The 18,772-nt window shown below is 39.1% G+C and carries 17 protein-coding genes; 9 read left to right on the top strand and 8 right to left on the bottom strand.

The window, feature by feature from the left end:
• Positions 1-649: N-acetylmuramoyl-L-alanine amidase (locus tag RTK36_RS14220; protein WP_312047902.1), on the bottom strand; the 649-nt coding region annotated here is incomplete at its 3' end.
• Between the two features lie 537 nt (positions 650-1,186).
• Between RTK36_RS14220 and serC the strand changes: the two genes are divergently transcribed.
• From serC to RTK36_RS14200, 4 genes are all read left to right on the top strand, one after another.
• A complete protein-coding gene (gene serC, locus RTK36_RS14215; RefSeq protein ID WP_312047901.1) occupies positions 1,187-2,272 on the top strand; it encodes a 3-phosphoserine/phosphohydroxythreonine transaminase in 1,086 nt (361 codons plus the stop codon).
• Positions 2,273-2,282: 10 nt separating this feature from the next.
• The gene (locus RTK36_RS14210) at positions 2,283-3,452 is read left to right on the top strand and encodes a 3-phosphoglycerate dehydrogenase family protein (protein ID WP_312047900.1); all 1,170 of its coding nucleotides are present in this window, start codon (positions 2,283-2,285) and stop codon (positions 3,450-3,452) included.
• Between the two features lie 13 nt (positions 3,453-3,465).
• Entirely contained in the window at positions 3,466-4,716 is a 1,251-nt protein-coding gene (locus RTK36_RS14205) for a DUF1015 domain-containing protein (RefSeq protein ID WP_312047899.1), read from the top strand.
• 164 nt (positions 4,717-4,880) lie between these two features.
• Positions 4,881-5,057 (top strand): hypothetical protein, encoded by a 177-nt coding sequence (locus RTK36_RS14200; protein WP_157881692.1) that lies wholly within the window; start codon positions 4,881-4,883, stop codon positions 5,055-5,057.
• Positions 5,058-5,303: 246 nt separating this feature from the next.
• Here RTK36_RS14200 and wecB read toward each other — a convergent pair whose 3' ends face one another.
• The gene (wecB, locus tag RTK36_RS16765) at positions 5,304-7,052 is read right to left on the bottom strand and encodes a non-hydrolyzing UDP-N-acetylglucosamine 2-epimerase (protein ID WP_331655074.1); all 1,749 of its coding nucleotides are present in this window, start codon (positions 7,050-7,052) and stop codon (positions 5,304-5,306) included.
• Between the two features lie 40 nt (positions 7,053-7,092).
• Entirely contained in the window at positions 7,093-7,971 is an 879-nt protein-coding gene (locus tag RTK36_RS14190; protein ID WP_312047898.1) for a fumarylacetoacetate hydrolase family protein, read from the bottom strand.
• Between the two features lie 496 nt (positions 7,972-8,467).
• Between RTK36_RS14190 and RTK36_RS14185 the strand changes: the two genes are divergently transcribed.
• Together RTK36_RS14185 and argH are read left to right on the top strand one after the other, a co-directional pair.
• Positions 8,468-9,685, top strand: a complete 1,218-nt coding sequence (locus RTK36_RS14185) for an argininosuccinate synthase (protein ID WP_312047897.1) — start codon at positions 8,468-8,470, stop codon at positions 9,683-9,685.
• Positions 9,686-9,799: 114 nt separating this feature from the next.
• The gene (gene argH / locus RTK36_RS14180; protein WP_312047896.1) at positions 9,800-11,179 is read left to right on the top strand and encodes an argininosuccinate lyase; all 1,380 of its coding nucleotides are present in this window, start codon (positions 9,800-9,802) and stop codon (positions 11,177-11,179) included.
• A 118-nt stretch (positions 11,180-11,297) separates the two neighbouring features.
• Here argH and RTK36_RS14175 read toward each other — a convergent pair whose 3' ends face one another.
• On the bottom strand, positions 11,298-11,456 hold the full coding sequence (locus tag RTK36_RS14175) for a toxin-antitoxin system protein (RefSeq protein WP_312047895.1): 159 nt from the start codon (positions 11,454-11,456) through the stop codon (positions 11,298-11,300).
• A gap of 99 nt (positions 11,457-11,555) precedes the next feature.
• Between RTK36_RS14175 and RTK36_RS14170 the strand changes: the two genes are divergently transcribed.
• A complete protein-coding gene (locus tag RTK36_RS14170) occupies positions 11,556-12,026 on the top strand; it encodes an SLOG family protein (RefSeq protein WP_312047894.1) in 471 nt (156 codons plus the stop codon).
• A 112-nt stretch (positions 12,027-12,138) separates the two neighbouring features.
• On the opposite strand, the gene RTK36_RS14165 is transcribed toward RTK36_RS14170, so the two are convergent.
• The 4 genes from RTK36_RS14165 to RTK36_RS14150 form a co-directional block, all read right to left on the bottom strand.
• Complete coding sequence (locus RTK36_RS14165; RefSeq protein WP_312047893.1) at positions 12,139-12,753, bottom strand: HAD hydrolase-like protein; 615 nt, start codon at positions 12,751-12,753, stop codon at positions 12,139-12,141.
• Between the two features lie 129 nt (positions 12,754-12,882).
• Positions 12,883-13,956 (bottom strand): stage II sporulation protein P, encoded by a 1,074-nt coding sequence (spoIIP, locus tag RTK36_RS14160; protein WP_312047892.1) that lies wholly within the window; start codon positions 13,954-13,956, stop codon positions 12,883-12,885.
• Positions 13,957-14,430: 474 nt separating this feature from the next.
• Positions 14,431-15,615, bottom strand: coding sequence for an aminotransferase-like domain-containing protein (locus RTK36_RS14155; RefSeq protein WP_312047891.1), 1,185 nt, complete (start codon positions 15,613-15,615; stop codon positions 14,431-14,433).
• A 536-nt stretch (positions 15,616-16,151) separates the two neighbouring features.
• On the bottom strand, positions 16,152-17,336 hold the full coding sequence (locus RTK36_RS14150; RefSeq protein ID WP_312047890.1) for an aminotransferase-like domain-containing protein: 1,185 nt from the start codon (positions 17,334-17,336) through the stop codon (positions 16,152-16,154).
• 609 nt (positions 17,337-17,945) lie between these two features.
• On the opposite strand from RTK36_RS14150, the gene RTK36_RS14145 reads away from it, so the two are divergent.
• Complete coding sequence (locus RTK36_RS14145; protein WP_312047889.1) at positions 17,946-18,479, top strand: helix-turn-helix domain-containing protein; 534 nt, start codon at positions 17,946-17,948, stop codon at positions 18,477-18,479.
• A 17-nt stretch (positions 18,480-18,496) separates the two neighbouring features.
• Positions 18,497-18,772: ATP-binding cassette domain-containing protein (locus tag RTK36_RS14140; RefSeq protein ID WP_312047888.1), on the top strand; the 276-nt coding region annotated here is incomplete at its 3' end.

The following is an 18,772-nucleotide window of genomic DNA, read 5'->3' as shown; positions in this document are numbered from 1 at the left end:
CCCAAGCCAGCTTTGTTTGATACGCCTCATCATTTAAAAGCTGCTCTTCCGAGGGATTGGAAAGAAATCCACACTCCACAATAACGGCGGGAATCTCTGTGGTACGTAATATGTAATAATCGCTGTTTTGTTTTGCCAATCGTTTGTTTTCGCCATCAACATTCGCTTTTAGACGTTCCTGTATCAATTCTGCTAAATTTTTGCCATCTTCGCTGGATTTATGGTAAAAAACTTGCGCACCTTTTGCTCCTGTGGAAGGAAAAGCATTTTGATGAATGCTTACCAAAATATCTCCGTTGCTTTCATTGGCAATTTTTTTTCGTTCTGCCATGTCAGCTCTTTTTTTACTGCCCAAGGCCTCATCTGTGGCTCGGGTAATAAAAACTGTAGCACCTCCTTGCTCCAAATACTGTTGCAATTTTTCCATCACTGCTAAATTAATATTTTTTTCATCCTTCCCCAGAGCCCCGGTCTTGCCCGGATCCCATCCGCCGTGCCCTGCATCCAGAATCACTATCTTTTGATCAACAGGAAGCATTACTTCTTGCGCTTTTTTACTTCCAACAGCTGATACACAAATACATAACCCGATTACAGCACATAAACAGCCAATTTTAATGCCTTCTTTGACGGAAATTATTCCTTTCATTTGTCCGCCCCCTTTCTTAATAACCTTATGAGGAAACAGCGAAAAACTTTCTTCCAATCTTTCAGAAATAATGAAATTCTTCTCCAAATACAACAATTGTCTGGTCGATATAAAACAACTATAGCCCATCAAAATTTTCAAACATAACATTTCTTGTAAAGCCTAGAAAAATAATATGTTATACTTTTTTTAATAAAGTCGCGCAAAACCCTGTGATTAGGGGATTTTTCGTATAATGCAAGAACTATATTGCATTTTGAACAAAAACGTGCTATTGTGTTATATTATGTTTTCCAGACATTTTAAAACGAGTTTTTTCACATTTCTCTGTGCATTTTGCCAAAGATTTCACAAAACCCATCTTGCTTTTTGCCCGTTCCTCCAAAAAAGCTTTGCATCCAAAGAAATTCCCTCTTTTATGTTGACGGTTCCCGTCAAGGTGTTATAATTCTTCTAAGACTAAATTTGTACATTTGCCCGCACCATAGAGACAAGACGGCAAATGTCCCATAACAAATCATTTTAGGAGGCTTATTTATGGAAAAAAGAGTATTCAATTTCTCAGCAGGACCATCCATGCTACCCGTAGAAGTATTAGAACAAGCACAACGTGAGCTTGTTTGTTATCCTTCCTCTGGCATGTCAGTTATGGAGATGAGCCATCGATCTAAGATGTTTGAGTCTATTTTGGCAAAAGCCAAGGCTGATTTAAAGGAATTGATGCATATTCCCGATAACTATAAAATTCTTTTTCTTCAGGGTGGCGGTTCCACGCAGTTTGCTATGGTTCCTCTAAACCTAATGAATAAAAATAAAAAGGCTGATTACGTCATCACAGGGCAATGGGCGAAAAAAGCTGCGGAAGAAGCAAAAAAATACGGACAGGTAAATATTGTGGCAAGCTCTGCCGAAACAACCTTTGACCGTATTCCCCAATTGGAATCTTCTAAATTCGACTCCAATGCAGATTATTTTTACATAACTTTGAATAATACCGTTTATGGTACCCGTTGGACAGAGTTACCCGATACAGGAAATGTAACCTTGGTGGGCGATATGTCCTCCTCCATTTTATCCGAGGAAATTGATATTACAAAATTCGGCTTACTTTATGCAGGTGCACAAAAGAACTTAGGCCCTGCAGGGGTTACTGTTGTCATCATTCGTGAAGATTTGTTGGGCAATGCTATGGATTTTACACCTACCATGCTTCGCTATGATATTCATGCAGAAAATGATTCCTTGTATAATACGCCTCCTACCTATGGCATTTATTTTATGGGGCTTGTTTTTGACTGGGTAAAGCGCCAAGGTGGTGTCAAAGCCATTCAAAAAATAAATGAGCATAAGGCGTCCTTGCTTTATGACTTTTTGGATGCATCTTCCCTGTTCAAAGGCACCGTTGTGCCAAAGGATCGTTCTTTGATGAATGCACCCTTCATTCTGCCCACAGATGAATTAAACGCAAAATTCATTAAGGAAGCAGATGCCCTTGGGTTTGTAAATTTAAAGGGACACCGTACCGTTGGTGGTATGCGGGCAAGCATGTATAACGCAATGCCTGTGGAAGGCGTGGAAAAACTGGTAGCATTTATGAAAAAATTTGAAATGGAAAACAAATAAGGAGAGTATCATGTTTACAATTCGTACATTAAACAACATTGCTCCCACAGGCTTGGGAAAGCTGTCGGAGAAGCACTTTCATATAGATAACACCTCAGAAAATCCCGATGGAATTATTCTGCGTAGCTTTGATATGCATAGCCTGCCCCTTAACGATAATCTACTAGGAGTTGCTCGTGCAGGCGCTGGAACAAACAATGTTCCTGTGGATCAGTGTTCAAGAAGGGGAATCCCTGTTTTTAATGCTCCCGGAGGTAATGCCAACGCAGTAAAGGAGCTTGTTCTCACAGGTTTGTTCATTTCCTCCCGCCGTATTGTTGATGGTTCGGCATGGGTGCAAACCATTGCAGAAAGCGAAGCTTTGGAAAAGGATATCGAAGCAGGCAAGAAAAACTTCACAGGTCCTGAAATTTTGGGCAAAACCCTTGGTGTTATTGGCCTTGGAGCCATCGGTGTATTGGTGGCAAATGCCGCCCTTGATTTAGGAATGGATGTTATTGGTTACGATCCCTATCTCTCATTGGAATCCGCTTGGCATCTTTCCCCTTCTGTGGAAAAAGCAGACTCTATTGAGGATGTTGTAGCTAAAAGTGACTATATTACATTACATATCCCTCTGAACGACAAAACTAAGCATACTTATAATGATACATTATTCTCCAAAACCAAAAGGGGCGCTCGTTTATTAAACTTTGCAAGGGGCGGTCTGGTTGATAATGATGCACTGAAAGCGGCTTTGGATGAAGGCATCATTTCCCGTTATATTACCGACTTCCCTGAAAAAGAACTTTTAGGGAATGATAATATCATCGTCACACCTCACCTTGGTGCTTCTACGCCTGAATCTGAGGAAAACTGTGCCATTATGGTTGCTGAAGAGTTGCGGGATTATTTGTACTACGGAAATGTGAAAAATTCCGTTAATTTTCCCAACTGTACTGTTCCATATAATGGAAAACCTCGCATTGCCGTTTCCCACAGAAATATCGTGAACATGATTGGTCAGCTGGGCGCTGTTTTCACAAAATACAGTGTTAATATTGATAAACTTGTGAATAACTCTAAGGGAGAGTTGGCATATAACATTATCGTCTGTGACAGTCTTCCACAAAATGAAGAGGAATTGATTAGAGACCTATATGCCATCAACAGCGTCATCAAAGTACGCCTATTGAAATAAGGAGGACAACATTATGGCTACCATCAGACCCTTTATGGGAATACGTCCCGAGGCAGACTATGCTCAGGCTGTGGCTGCTCTGCCCTATGACGTAATGAATAGTGAAGAAGCAAGAGAAATGGTGAAAGGCAAGCCTTATTCTTTTTTGCATATTGATAAAGCAGAAGTGGATTTACCTCAAGGTATCGATCCTTATAGCGATGCAGTATATGCAAAGGCAAAAGAAAACTTAGAAAGTATGATTGCAAAGGGCGTTTTTATGCAAGATTTACTCCCTAATTTATATATCTATCAGTTGACCATGAATGGCAGAAACCAAACCGGTTTGGTTGCCTGCACCTCCATTGATGAGTACCTGAATGGCACAATCAAAAAACACGAATTGACCCGTGCGGATAAAGAGGCTGATAGAATTCGCCATGTGGATACCCTTAACGCCAATACAGGCCCTATTTTTCTGGCGCATAAAAAAAACGAAATAGCAAAGACCATTATAGATGGCTGGAAAGCTACCAATCCTCCTGTTTATGATTTTGTGTCTGAAGATGGCATTGGTCATACCGTTTGGGTGATTGATAGCGACACAGAAATTGGAATTTTGGTGGATTCCTACCACAGGCTAGATAATTTTTATATTGCCGATGGTCATCATAGGAATGCATCCGCAGTAAAGGTTGGGTTAAAAAGACGAGAAGAGAAGGAGTTATATAGCGGAGAAGAAGAATATAACTATTATCTTTCCGTACTTTTTCCTGCAGATGAACTAAAAATTATGGATTATAATCGAGTTGTAAAAGACTTAAACGGTCACTCCTCCGAAGAATTTTTGGCTCTTTTAACAGAAAAATTCGAAGTTACTCCTTACTCTGGTGAGGGTCAATTGCATCCTGAAAATCCCCATCAATTTGGTATGTACTTAGATGGAAAATGGTTTTCTCTGGTTGCCAACAGCAATCTGATTACCAATGACCCCGTACTAAGCTTAGATGTTTCTATTTTGCAAAAAGAGGTTTTGGAACCCCTACTTGCCATTGGAGACCCTCGTACAGATAAACGTATTGATTTTGTGGGCGGTATTCGTGGTCTATCGGAGCTTGAGAAACGTGTTGACAGCGGTGAAATGAAGGTTGCCTTTTCCCTTTACCCTACCTCCATGGAGGAATTGATGAATGTGGCAGATGCAGATTTGATTATGCCACCAAAATCAACATGGTTTGAACCAAAATTAAGAAGCGGCCTTTTTCTTCATGACTTAGGCGAATAAATCATTTTAATACTTTATAAGAAAATAAGAGCTCCATTGCGAATCTTTTTGCAATGGAGCTCTTTTAAAAATTTTTATTTCCAATCATTACTACTCCTTATTTTTACTACTTTCATCATAAAAATTTCTGTTTTTCACATACTAAGTCAAAAGGAGGGATAAATATGATGAATAAATTTACAACAGGTCTTTTCATTGGTGGCATGGCAACAATGGCAGGTATTGCTTACATGGTGCAAGATCAAAAAGCTTACCGCAAAGTTATGAAAAAAGGTAGAAAAATGGCAGTCAAAGCCGAAGAAGTTATCGACGATATGATGGATGATTTGGTTGAAAGATAATCTAAGCACCAATAAACTCTAATTGCCTTTCACAGGCTGCTTCATGGTGTTATTAAATGCGTTTAGAAAAAGCCCGATTGCTCTTAAAAAGATTTGTTTCGCAAATCGTGCAATACGGGCTTTATTTTTACATACTACTATTCTAATCATGAACACAAAAAAAGCACACATCCCTCGCTCTATAACGATAAAATGGGTGCTTTTGATTTCTAAAATTAATTTTATTAAATTAGGGAAAGGTCTTAATTAATTATTTCCTTCAGACTCTGTTTCCTTAATCTCCTTTGACTGATCTTCCTTAGGCGCTTCTGTCTCATTACTTTCCGCCTTTGGTTCTTCCTTCTTGGAAGCTTCTTCTTCATCATCCTCCCAAGAACCCATATCTGCATCACCAAAAGTTGATTTTAAGAAACTTTCCGCATCATCAATTTGACTAAGTTGCATTTGTAATGAATTCAGAACAGATTCCACATTTTTAGCATATGCCTCTTCTTCTTCTGTAGGCGCAGCAGCTTCCATGTCGTTTTCAACATCCCAGTCCTCAGCCTGATCTCTTTCCTTTTTTTCTTTCATTTTATCACGGTAATTTTTAACATCCGCCATAAAACCATCCATCATTTCTGCCATACGAAATGCAGCACTTCTAACAGTTGGCTCTATATCTTCCGCCTTTTCAGAAACCTTATTGGCCATATCTTTCATAGCAGGCTGAATTTTTTCTGCCTTTTCACCTACTGCCTTAGCAACGGAATTTAAAGCTTCTCCCGCTTTGCCAAAAACATCTTCTACTGATTTGCCAATGCCATCCTTATCAAAACCGTTGCTGCTTTGAAGTATTATCAACAAACGTTCTGCCTCGTCTGCATTAATAATGCCTTTCTCCAGCATGCCCAAAATTGCCATACGTTCTTCCTTCATCGCCTGTTCCTCCTCATTCTTGGGATTGATGCAAATATTATATTCATCGGGTCTTTTCCCTGTTCTGCCAAAGGCGAATAAAATACTTTCCACAATACGTCTGGAGGCCTGCCCATCCCCGAAAGGATTTTTGGCTTGAGCCATCTTCTCATATGCAGCCTTGTTATCCAAAAGTTCCTTTGCAGCAGAATAAATGGTATCCTCATCGGTGCCAACAAGCTGTAGTGTGCCAGCCTCTACGCCCTCTGGGCGCTCGGTTACATTACGTAGCACCAAAACAGGCTTGCCCATTGAAGGAACCTCCTCTTGCAAGCCCCCACTGTCGGTCAATACCAAATAAGAACGACACATCAGGTTATGCATGTCTTTTAAATCCAAAGGCTCCGTCAAGTGTATTCTGTCCGTTTCTCCAAGGATTCTATTCACTGGTTCCATTACTGCAGGGTTTTTATGCACCGCATAGACAACCTCCACATCGGGATACTCTTCTACCAACCGTTTTACACTGCGGCAAATATTCTCCAATGGCTCCCCAAGGTTTTCTCTTCTATGGGCAGTCATGGCTAAAACACGTTTATTTTGAAAATCAATGTGGTTCAATTCCTCCACAGAAAAGGAATACTCCTCCTCTATGGTATGAGCCAAAGCATCAATCACTGTATTTCCTGTAATAAAAATACTATCTTCATTGATATTTTCCTTCAAGAGATGCTCCTTCGCCAACGGAGTAGGCGCAAAGTGAAAATCTGTCAAAGCTCCTGTCAGTCGACGATTCATCTCCTCGGGAAAGGGTTGATATTTATCATAGGTGCGCAGTCCCGCAATAACCTCTTCCAAACCGGATAAGGCACGGGTAGTAATTCCTGCCAGGGTCTGGCGTGTCTGCATGATGTCCAAATCATATACTGGCTTCAAATCAAAAATCTCCAAAACTTGATCCAGCATTTCTCTATGCTGTGCCGTTACGCAAACAATGCTTTCAATTTCATCGTTTTTTTCCAATTCCTTCACAAGGGGGGCCATTTTGATTGCCTCAGGCCTTGTACCGAAAACACTCATTACTTTCAATTTATTCATTCTATGAGCCGCGCTCCTTTATATCTGATTTACACCAAATTTACTTAATAAAATTGGTGATTTTACCGATTCCATCAATCTCACATCTTACCACATCGCCTTTTTGCAGGAACTTAGGTGGATCAAAGCCCATACCTACCCCTGCCGGTGTACCCATTGCAATAATAGTTCCTGCTTTTAGGGTCATCCCCTGAGAAAGCATGCTAATTACCTCTGCAATTCCCGTAATCATAAGGGATGTGTTGCCATCCTGTCTTAATTCATCATTTACATAGCAACGAATTCCCAACGCTGGTGGGTTTTCAAACTCATTTTTGGTTACAATCCAAGGGCCGATGGCTGTAAAATCATCCAAACTCTTACCAAAATACCACTGCTTATGGGCAGTTTGTAAATTTCTCGCACTAAAATCATTGATAATGGTATAGCCAAAAACGTGCTCGATGGCATCAGCCACAGAAACATTTTTTGTATCCTTGCCAATAATTACTCCAAGTTCAACCTCATAGTCCAGACCATCTACAATATCCCAATGTCCGTCAATCATTTCTTCATCAGCAACCGCAAGGTTTACACGCTTGGAAAAGAAAATAGGAACTGGTCTTTCTCCGCCAAAGGCCTCATCATGAAATTTGGCCGCCTCTTCTGCATGGGCATAATAATTGATACCCAAACAAATTAAATCCTGTTTTGGCACAGGAATGGGGGAAATCACCTTTACCTCCCGCATGGGGATACCGCGCATCAGTTCCTTGTTTTTATCTAGTTTTTTTTCCTTTTCCGGTGTCATCAAATCTAAAAATTCATTCATATTATGTGCAGTACAGCCCAAGTAATTCACAGGCACAACTTCCAAACCGTCATTTTTCAGAACACCGACCTCAACTCTGCCGCCACGTTTAAATGTTAAAACTTTCATTTCCAACACCCTCCTTTATTCGGTCTTCTTTTGTAATCAATATTTTTCTGAATATATCATATCATAAAAAATGTACGAAGCAAAGAGCAATCCTGAGATTTCATCATGTATACACCCTTTTTCGCCATTTTTCGTATCAAATTTTTGCATAATTATACTGATTTTATTTATCAAAAAATGTTTTATTCCTTAATATTTTTTTCAGTATTATACGAAAAAATTTATGGACTTCTCTTCTTTTCTCTTTCAAAAAAATAAAAAATAGCAAGTTAATCTTTTGTTTTTAACCCCGAAATGATAATGACCATTTAGAATCTCCGTTAAAAGTGGACAAAAGTTCCCTTTGGTCAATACGTATTTTAATATTAATATACAAAAATATTCATTTCTTTTTATTTTTGTTGATTTCTATTGCATTTCACCCTCTTATTATGTATAATTCATTTATATTATTCATATCGAATTCAGTTTTTCATATAAGGAGGATAAAAATATCATGAAAGAAAAAATTGTATTAGCGTATTCCGGTGGTCTTGATACTTCCGTTATCATCCCTTGGTTAAAAGAAAACTATGATGCAGAGGTTATTGCTGTTTGCGGTGACGTGGGTCAGGGTAAGGAAACAGATGGCTTAGAAGAAAAAGCTCTGCGCACCGGTGCAAGCAAGCTTTATATAGAAGATTTGACAGAAGAATTCATTACAGATGCCATTTACCCTTGCATTAAAGCAAATGCGGTTTATGAAGGTAAATACCTGTTGGGTACTTCCATGGCTAGACCCATTATTGCAAAAAAATTGGTTGAAATCGCAAAAAAAGAAGGTGCAACAGCAATCTGCCACGGTGCAACAGGCAAAGGAAACGATCAGGTTCGTTTTGAATTAACCATCAAAGCTTTGGCACCAGAATTGAAAATTATTGCGCCTTGGCGTTTGGATACTTGGGGTATGGAAAGCCGTGAGGACGAAATGGCTTACTTAGAAGCAAGAGGCATTCCTTTCCCAGTGAAAAAGGATGATTCCTATAGCCGTGACCGTAATATCTGGCACTTAAGCCACGAAGGTTTGGAACTGGAAGATCCTGCAAACGAGCCTAATTATGAGCACCTGCTCCAGATGGGCGTTTCTCCCGAAAATGCACCTGATGTACCTGAATATGTAACTGTTGATTTTGAAGCAGGTATTCCTGTTGCTGTAGATGGTGAAAAATTATCCCCCATTGCTTTATTGACAAAGCTCAACGAAATTGGTGGAAAAAATGGTATCGGTATCATTGATATTTGCGAAAACCGTGTAGTTGGCATGAAATCTCGCGGTGTATATGAAACACCAGGCGGTTCAATCCTCTATTATGCACATCGTGAATTGGAATACCTTTGCTTGGATAAAAAAACATTGGCTTTCAACGAAGTTGCAAGCAATAAGCTGACTGAATTGGTCTACAGCGGTGAATGGTTCACACCTTTGAGAGAAGCTCTTTGCGCTTATTTTGACCATACGAACGAAACCGTAACAGGTTCTGTTAAAATGAAGCTGTATAAAGGCAATATCATCTCCGCCGGAACAACATCCCCTTACAGCCTGTATAATGAGTCCATTGCAAGCTTTACAACCGGTGAGCTGTATAATCATAAAGATGCAGATGGCTTTATCAACCTGTTTGGTTTGTCCATGAAGGTTCGAGCTATGATGCTGCAAAACAACCAGAATAAATAAAAATCAAAAACCTTTTTTGGGGCTTTGCCCCATACCCTAATGCTAAAAAAAAGCTAACTGGGTTTGGGACAAGGCCCTTTGGTTTTATGGATGAATAAGAAAGGATGCGTATTTATGAAACTTTGGGGCGGCCGCTTCACTAAATCCACTGATAGCTTCACCGACCATTTCCATTCCTCCATTTCCTTTGACAGCCGTATGTATCAAGAAGATATTACAGGCAGTATGGCTCATGCGGCAATGTTGGGCAAGCAGGGTATTATTCCTCAAGGTGATGCGGATTTGATTATCAAGACTTTAGGCGAAATCCTATCAGATATCGAAAAAGGCGAAATCAACTTTGATGAGAAAGCAGAGGATATCCACATGAATGTAGAATCCATTCTCATCAGCCGCATCGGAGACGTAGGAAAACGCCTGCATACAGGAAGAAGCCGTAACGATCAGGTGGCTTTAGATACCCGCATGTATACAAAGAAAGAAATAGTAACAATCCAGAACTTGGTGAAAGAGCTCATGAAGGTTTTAAATACCTTAGCTGAAAAGCATACAGAAACCATTATGCCCGGCTATACCCACTTACAAAGAGCGCAGCCTGTTACCTTGGCGCATCATCTTTTGGCATATATCGAAATGTTCAAACGTGATTATGACCGCTTGACAGATTGCTTCAAGCGTACCGATGTATTGCCTTTGGGCAGTGGCGCTTTGGCAACCACCACCTACCCCTTGGATCGGGAGTTTGTAGCCAATCAGCTGGGTTTTCGCGCAATCACCCAAAATAGTATGGATGGTGTTTCCGACCGTGATTTTTGTATTGAACTGGTATCGGATTTGTCCATTTTGATGATGCATTTAAGCCGTTTCTGCGAGGAGATTATTCTTTGGAGCAGTCACGAATTCCGCTTTATTGAACTGGATGATGCTTATTCTACAGGTTCAAGCATCATGCCTCAGAAAAAAAATCCAGATATGGCAGAATTAATTCGTGGAAAAACCGGAAGAGTTTATGGACATTTGATAGGTCTTTTGACTACCATGAAAGGCTTGCCCTTGGCATATAACAAAGATATGCAGGAGGATAAAGAAGCGTTATTTGGTGCCATTGATACCATAAAAATGTGTGTCCCCGTATTTACAAATATGCTTGCTACCGTTACCGTTCGAGAACAAAATATGCTGGAAGCGGCAAAAGGCGGATTTACCAATGCTACCGATGCTGCGGATTGGCTCGTGAAGAAGGGTGTTCCCTTCCGTGATGCCCACGAAATTATTGGAAAGTTGGTTTTATATTGCATCCAGAATAATACCAATTTGGACGATTTGAGCTTAAAAGAATATCAGGCAATTTCTCCAGTATTTGATGAAAGCGTATATGCCGCAATTTCCGTAAAGCAATGCGTGGAGGCAAGAAATGTAGTTGGAGGTCCAGCTAAGGCAGTCACAACAAAGGCAATTGAAGCCAATAAGGGTTACCTCAACTCTTTGGCCTAAAAATAAAATATACTGTTTTTAACATCAAAAAACGCTCGACCATAAGGGTCGGGCGTTTTTTGATACATAGGAAACCATTTCAAGTAAAAAATTTCAATTATATACTAAGAAACAATTATTAAGATTTCGATGTCTCTTCATTTTTTTCCAAATGCCTTCTAAGCACAAGATTAACATATTGAGAGAAAGAACGGTCGTCTTTTTCAGCCAGTTCCTTTATCCTATCAATAATGTCACTATCTAAAGTCATGCTAACCTTCTCTTTCAGTGGCTTCATCTAAATCACCTCTATTTGAATAATAGCATTATATCCCCTTTTTTATTGGCTTATAATATAAAGTAGTATAAAGTATTTTTATATAGGAGGTGATAAATCGTGCCTAAACAAACTTGCTGTTTTATTGGCAATAGACATTTACCAGTAAAAGGCATTCAAAGAATTTTGTTAAACCTTGACCGAGAGATTGATCATTGTATTTCTAACGGAGTCAGTACCTTCATTTGCGGAGGCGCTTTAGGTTTTGACCAAATAGCTGCTTCTTTTATTATTGCAAAAAAGGGACTAGGTAAGAAAATCCGACTAATCTTTGTACTTCCATGTAAAAATCAGGACAGATTATGGAATATGGAGAAAAGGGAATTTTTTAAAGACTTGTTAAATGAGGCAGACAATGTCGTCTATATTGCTGAGAATACTAGCCATCCATTCATAAGTGAGCAGAATCGCTACATAATTGAACAATCTTCTTATTGCATTTGCGCATTACAATCTGAAAACAGCGAAACAATTCAAATTATGCAATTTGTAAAAGAGAGGGGATTAAGGATTGTAAACATTGCAGAATGACTGTCTGTAGCTTTGTTACCAACTGTTCCTTAAAATAATCACAGATATCAATCTATCTATTAAAAACAGTCGTAGACTTGAGAAATCTACGACTGTTCTAAAAACTATGATTCTAAAACAACTCTTCCACTGCCTTTGGAGTCTCTGCAATATAATCCGCCCCGAAGGCTTCAAATTCAGCCCTATCTCCATAGCCAAACTCCACCGCTATGCAAGGAATGCCCACCAAATGGGCGCCTTCCACGTCAAACTTCCGATCTCCTACCATAATTGCATCCTCTTTTTTTGCACCCAAAGTTTCCAGAACATATTCAATTACTTTAGCCTTAATATCAAAATACCCATCTATTTCAAAATGTTTCAAAATCCGCACCGCAGTTTCCTCTTTTTTGGATGTGGCAACGGCCAAACACTTGCCCTTTTTCTTTAATTCTTCCAGCATTTCAGGAATTCCCTCATAAACCTTATTTTCAAATAAACCCACCGTGGCATATCGTTCTCTAAAAAATCCCAATGCTCTTTGGGCATCTTCTTGATTCATTTGAAAATCTTCGGTAAAGGTTTTGATTAATGGAGGCCCGACAATAAACTTTAAATCCTCATCCGCCCATTTGGAAAGGCCCATTTTCTCCTGCATATGCTGTGCAGAACGGATAACCCCTTCGGCAGAATCCGTTAATGTACCATCCAAGTCAAATATGATGATGCTTTGCTGTAATTTTTCCATTCTTCTTCTCCTTTACTTCGTAGTCAATAGATTTGCGCTACTTCATATCACTTTCTTATCCTTAAAGTTTTGTATATTTTACCTCAAATACCTATTAACTGCAAATAAAAAACCCCCTAAAGTTTCTCTTTAGGGAGTATCCGTTAATAGCACTTCTGCTAAAATTTTTGCCAACGGTTTCATGGCATTCATTGCCTCTTGCTTGGTATTGGTCTGTGCCCCAACTTCAATCAGCGCGGATCGAGGCATATAGTGTAAAATAAAACGATAGGGATTCAAATAAATCCTTCGGATAAACCCAGGATATTCCTGTCCTGCTAAGGTTTTCATCTGCAAGCTAAAAGCTAAATTTTGCTTGATATACTTATTCTCTAGCCACGAAACAGGTTCCGCATGCCCATCCTTATTTAATCGACAAATGCCATTTACAAACATAACTTGTGCTGTTGATTTACCATTTATGTTAGTAACCAGCCTTAAGCTCTCATCAATACCATCTCTGTGCAAATCAATACAAACCTCAATAGAAGGATATTTTTTTAATATCTCCTCCACCGCCGGGCCACTGCGTTCATATGCGCCTTCTCTTTTTAGAGAACCATTTACCGAATCATACACACTCATATCATGAAGTACGCTGATTCCGTATTGCTCTTCTAAAATGCGCTTTAACTCTTCCCCAACACCACATATCCCCTCTTGAAGCCCCTTAGACATATCGCTGTCTGCAAAATCCTCATGGGTATGGGTATGAAATATCAATATTTTAGGTTCTTTCATTGTAGGTTTTATAGAAAAATCCATAGAAAGGGCTTGGTCTACATTAATATCTCCCTCCAACAGCGCTGTTCTACTATCCACAGTATAAAAAGTGCTTTTTAAATAAGAAAAGTCCTTCATTTTATTCAGGACATCTGTCGTTATATGTAAGCTCTTCTGATTACTGGAAATTTCGTCTTTCTGCTGAAACTCCACATCCTTCACACCCCAGACGGCAACATCATCATGACCATCCTCAGCGGCTTTCTGCCCAGTCGTAAGACCTTGCGTAGACAGTTCCCCATGGGATACTTGTCCCGGTAGTACTTCCGCCAAAAGCCATCGTCCGCCGCCCATCTGTAAAAAAAACGGCATAAATAGCAGAAAGACGAAAAGTCCAAAAAGGCTTAGACCCACTTGCCTTCCGGCACCTTTTTGTTCCACCGGCACCGCCTCCCTTCATACAAAGTTTATGCCCACAAAAAGGGGCATAGAACTATAATATGCAGCGGAGCACTTCTCTTTTTACTGGAGCACATGCTTGGGGGAAACCTAAGATTTAATTCATCATTTGCTCAATAAATTCTCTTTATAACCCTATTCCTTATGTTCAGAAATATGATTCCTGTAAGTCACCAAAACTGATTAGCAGGGGTAACCATTTCTTAATTATTCCCTTTGTAAGAAAACTGTATCTACCAACTTCCGTTCTATTGGTTGATTACACATCCTAGAAGCCTAACTTTTTCCTAAAGCAAACAAAAATCAGCTCCCTACTTCCCATAAATCCATCAAAAAAAGCCTTTGTTATTAACAAAAGCCTTTTTCAAAATCTCCTAAAACATAAAACCCCCGCAGTGTTAGCTACGAGGGCTTTACGCATATGGAGTTATGGTTTGTATGGTCAAAGGAACAAGATTATCTCAAGTTCGCTTTGATAACTTCTCCAATACGCTTGATACCTTCTTCAATTTTTTCTTCAGGCATACAAGAGTAATTCATACGGAATGTGTTTTCGTGTCCGCCATTGGGGAAAAAGCTACCGCCGGGAACATATGCAACCTTCTTTTCCAAGCACTGTGGTGCCATTTCTTTTGCGTTGATGTATTCAGGCAATACAACCCATGTAAATAAACCACCATCGGGATGTGTCCATGTGCATTCCTTAGGGAAGTGGGCATCCATGGCCTTTAACATGCAATCACGTCTTTTGCCATATACTTCTTTGATCTTATTCACGTGTTCGTCCAAATCATACATTTCCAAGAATGTATTTGTTTCCATTTGGGCAACAGTGGATGCCTGAAGGTCAGAAGCCTGCTTCATAAAGTTATATTTTGCTAAGATTTTTTCCTCTGCGCAAACCCAGCCCAATCTGTAACCGGGAGCCAAAATCTTAGAGAATGTTCCCAAGAAGATAACAAGACCCTTTGTATCCAAAGATTTCAAAGAAGGCATGTTTTCGTTTTCAAAACGCAATTCGCCATAAGGGTTATCCTCAATAACAGGAATTTCATATTTTGTGATGATTTCCATAAATTTATGGCGTCTTTCCAGTGTCCATGTTCTGCCGGATGGATTCTGGAAATCAGGAATTACATAAATCATCTTAACATTTTCTGTTTTTGCAAGAATTTTTTCCAATTCTTCCATAATCATACCGTTGTTGTCGGTAGGAACTTCAATAAATTTAGGCTCGCAAGCCTTAAACGCATTTACTGCACCTAAGTAAGATGGGCTCTCCAATAATACAACGTCATCTTTATTTAAGAAAACGCGAGCGGAAAAATCTAAGCCCTGCTGAGAACCACTGGTAACTAAAACATGATCAACATCAGTATCAATATTGTTTTTTGCTTTCATTCTAGCTACAATTTTTTCTCTCAAAGGTACAAAACCCTCTGTGGTAGAATACTGCAAAGCAGCCCGTCCCATTTCATCTAAAGTCTTCATGGATGCTTCCTTCATTCCCTCAACAGGAAATAATTCGGGTGCAGGCAAACCACCTGCAAAAGAAATAATATCAGGCTGCGCAGTGAGCTTAAGCAACTCTCTAATTTCGGAGCCTGTTAAAAGATTCATTCTGTCTGCAAAACGTACCATTGGTCTTTTCCTCCTTAAGATCTGAAAATAATTTTGATGTCCTACAAGTTAAGTATTTTTTCTTGTACATAGACAATTTAATTAAAAATATGCTTTTCAAACTAATTAAAACACAAATAATTAACAAAGTCAATGCAATTTCACGAATTAGCTTCCTTAAAAATGACTTAAAACATTTTATTGCACTCAATTATTTTTGTATAAAAAATAAAACAATTTAATACAATACAATCCATTCGAAACCTTTATTGTTTCTATTCAAAAACATAACAACCAAAAAACATAGGGTTCAGAAAGTTCCTTTTTGTACGTATTTTTGTACATTCTTTTCTTGCACTTTTTCTCCAATTAAATCTATTTCATTCCAACGATATTCCATGTTCCTGTTTGGTCTGCTCTATACATAATAATTATTACCCCACCAGGAAACTTTTCAACCATTCTCCACAAAAATTCATAAAAACCCCCGTAGCACATCCACCTTTGGATGCCTATGCGGGGGTTATTTTTAAATCTTAAAATGTATAGAGAAAACCTTATTTCAGGTTTGCTTGAATAACTTCGGCCAACGCCTTAACACCTTCTATAATCTTCTCATCTGCCATACAGGAGTAGTTCATGCGGAAGCAATTATTCTTACCGCCATTGGGGAAAAAGCTTCCCCCGGGCACATAAGCAACTTTCTTTTCTAAACACTGCAAAGCCATTTCCTTTGTATCAATATAATCAGGAAGCTCAACCCATGTAAACAAACCACCGTCGGGATATGTAAACTTGGCCTCTTTGGGGAAGTATTCCTTCATGGCCTTCATCATAACGTCGCGTCTGTGCTTGTATACTTCACGAATCTTATTCACATGCTCATCCAGATTGTTCATGTCCATATATTTATTGGCCTGAAGCTGTGTCAAAGTGGAAGTCTGCAAGTCGGCGCCCTGTTTCATCGTATTAAATTTGGAAAGGATTTCGTCCTCTGCGCAAACCCAGCCCAAACGGAACCCAGGCACCATAATTTTAGATAATGTACCCAAATAAACCACAAGCCCCTTTGTATCCAAAGACTTTAACGCAGGCATTGTATCATTTTCAAAACGCAGCTCGCCATATGGATTGTCCTCAATGACAGGAACTTCATATTTATTTACAATCTCCATGAATTTCGTTCTTCTCTCCAAGGACCAAGTGCGACCGGTGGGATTCTGGAAATCAGGAATTACATAAATCATCTTTACATTTTCTGTGGAAGCAAGAATCTCTTCCAAGTTCTCCATCACCATACCGCCATCATCCGTGGACACTTCAATAAACGTTGGTTCACAAGCTTTAAATGCATTGATTGCACCTAAGTAAGAAGGGCTTTCCACCAAAATCACATCGCCCTTATCAATAAAAACTCTTGCGGCAAAATCAAGTCCTTGCTGAGAACCGCTGGTAATTAAAACCTGATCCGGCGTGGCCTGAATATTGTTTTTCTCAGCCATCCTTGCTGCAATTTTTTCTCTTAGCTGGGGCAAGCCTTCGGTAGAGGAATATTGACAAGCAATTGTGCCCATTTCTTCCATGACCGCAATACCGGCCTGCTTCAACGCTTCAACTGGAAACAACTCCGGTGCGGGCAACCCGCCTGCAAAAGAAATAATATCGGGTCTGGCAATGAGTCTTAAAAGATCTCCAATATCCGAACTATCCAAAAGGTCTAATCTTTTTGCAAAACGTACCATAAACTTCATTCCCCTTTCATTTGTTTTTTTAATAGAACATCCTATGTACTGAAATAAAGACATGTAACTATTAAGCCATAAAAACGCCTTGGTGTCAATGTAATTCAAAAAAAATTGTACATCATTAAATACAGTAATACTAGTGATATTCCTGCACTTTCTGGTCAAAAATCATAGGATTTTATAACAAAATAAACCCTACAGATTATAGGCTTTCTCCTTCTTGGGCAAAACATCAATGGCAGGTCCATATGATAAGTAAATTTTCATCATTTTTTTCTAATTCCATCTAGACTTCTGTCCCCCACGCTACTTTTTTCCGTATTTCTCCTGTGTTGTTTATAGTAGTGAACCTTCATGTTTTGTAATAGTAAACAATTGAAGTTATAGTCAAATTGCAAAAACCGATTTTCGCTATGCTATCAGCGAAGAAACTAAAAAAACTCATAAAAAAAAGCTTATTTTAATACATTTTGTCAAAAAGTTTTATATATCGAATTTTTTGTTTTATTTGTATTGCATTCCCCACAATATGCTGTATAATTATTGAGGTTTAGTAAAAATAATAGAAAAGTTTAGTAGTGCTAAATTTGATAGGAGTTGTTCAGCATGGATATCGGACATAAAATCAAGCAGCTTCGTGTGCAAAAAGGCCTGACTTTAGAAGAGTTGGCAAGCCGCAGCGAGTTGACAAAGGGTTTCCTGTCCCAGATGGAAAGAAATTTGACGTCTCCTTCCATTGCAACTTTAAACGATATTGTAGAAGCCTTAGGCACCACTTTGGCGGAATTTTTTAAAGAGGAAAAAAAGGAAAAATTGGTTTTTCATAAAAAAGATTTTTTTGTAGATGAAAGAGGGCATTATACCATCCACTGGATTGTACCCAATACACAAAAAAACGAAATGGAACCCATTCTCTTGGAATTACCCCAAGGGGGAGAATCCTTTCAAATGGATCCCCACAGTGGTGAAGAATTTGGTTATGTTCTTGAGGGCAGCATTACCCTTGAGTGTGGAGAAGAAAGCTTTATTGTACACAAAGGAGAAACCTTCTACCTTTCCGGCAAAACAAGCCATTTTTTAAGAAATGATAAAAAAATGAAGGCGAAAATCCTGTGGATTTCAACACCACCTTTATTCTGATATGTTAGGAGGCAGACATGAAAAAACTTATTCAGTTCAAAAATATTGTCAAGGATTGTGACGGAAAATTGGTTTTAAAGGGTATTAATCTGGATATCTATGAGAACGAATTTGTTACACTTCTTGGCCCCAGCGGTTGTGGCAAAACAACCCTTCTGCGTATTTTAGGGGGTTTTTTAACGCAAAATGAGGGAGAAGTGCTTTTTGATGGAGAGGAAATCACAAAGGTTCCTCCATATAAAAGGGAAATCAATACCGTATTCCAGAAGTACGCCTTGTTTCCCCACATGAAT

It is taken from the genome of Anaerotignum sp., from assembly GCF_031981185.1.
Lineage (GTDB): Bacteria > Bacillota > Clostridia > Lachnospirales > Anaerotignaceae > Chakrabartyella.
The sequence above is the reverse complement of the archived record's forward strand: the minus strand, read 5'-3'. Positions and strand labels throughout refer to the sequence as shown.

What these genes read in the sequence shown, in the direction of transcription:
- serC (WP_312047901.1), top strand. Translation starts at nt 1,187, where the DNA reads ATGGAAAAAAGAGTATTCAATTTCTCAGCAGGACCATCCATGCTACCC.
- RTK36_RS14210 (WP_312047900.1), top strand. Translation starts at nt 2,283, where the DNA reads ATGTTTACAATTCGTACATTAAACAACATTGCTCCCACAGGCTTGGGA.
- RTK36_RS14205 (WP_312047899.1), top strand. Translation starts at nt 3,466, where the DNA reads ATGGCTACCATCAGACCCTTTATGGGAATACGTCCCGAGGCAGACTAT.
- RTK36_RS14200 (WP_157881692.1), top strand. Translation starts at nt 4,881, where the DNA reads ATGATGAATAAATTTACAACAGGTCTTTTCATTGGTGGCATGGCAACA.
- wecB (WP_331655074.1), bottom strand. Translation starts at nt 7,052, where the DNA reads ATGAATAAATTGAAAGTAATGAGTGTTTTCGGTACAAGGCCTGAGGCA.
- RTK36_RS14190 (WP_312047898.1), bottom strand. Translation starts at nt 7,971, where the DNA reads ATGAAAGTTTTAACATTTAAACGTGGCGGCAGAGTTGAGGTCGGTGTT.
- RTK36_RS14185 (WP_312047897.1), top strand. Translation starts at nt 8,468, where the DNA reads ATGAAAGAAAAAATTGTATTAGCGTATTCCGGTGGTCTTGATACTTCC.
- argH (WP_312047896.1), top strand. Translation starts at nt 9,800, where the DNA reads ATGAAACTTTGGGGCGGCCGCTTCACTAAATCCACTGATAGCTTCACC.
- RTK36_RS14175 (WP_312047895.1), bottom strand. Translation starts at nt 11,456, where the DNA reads ATGAAGCCACTGAAAGAGAAGGTTAGCATGACTTTAGATAGTGACATT.
- RTK36_RS14165 (WP_312047893.1), bottom strand. Translation starts at nt 12,753, where the DNA reads ATGGAAAAATTACAGCAAAGCATCATCATATTTGACTTGGATGGTACA.
- RTK36_RS14155 (WP_312047891.1), bottom strand. Translation starts at nt 15,615, where the DNA reads ATGGTACGTTTTGCAGACAGAATGAATCTTTTAACAGGCTCCGAAATT.
- RTK36_RS14150 (WP_312047890.1), bottom strand. Translation starts at nt 17,336, where the DNA reads ATGGTACGTTTTGCAAAAAGATTAGACCTTTTGGATAGTTCGGATATT.
- RTK36_RS14145 (WP_312047889.1), top strand. Translation starts at nt 17,946, where the DNA reads ATGGATATCGGACATAAAATCAAGCAGCTTCGTGTGCAAAAAGGCCTG.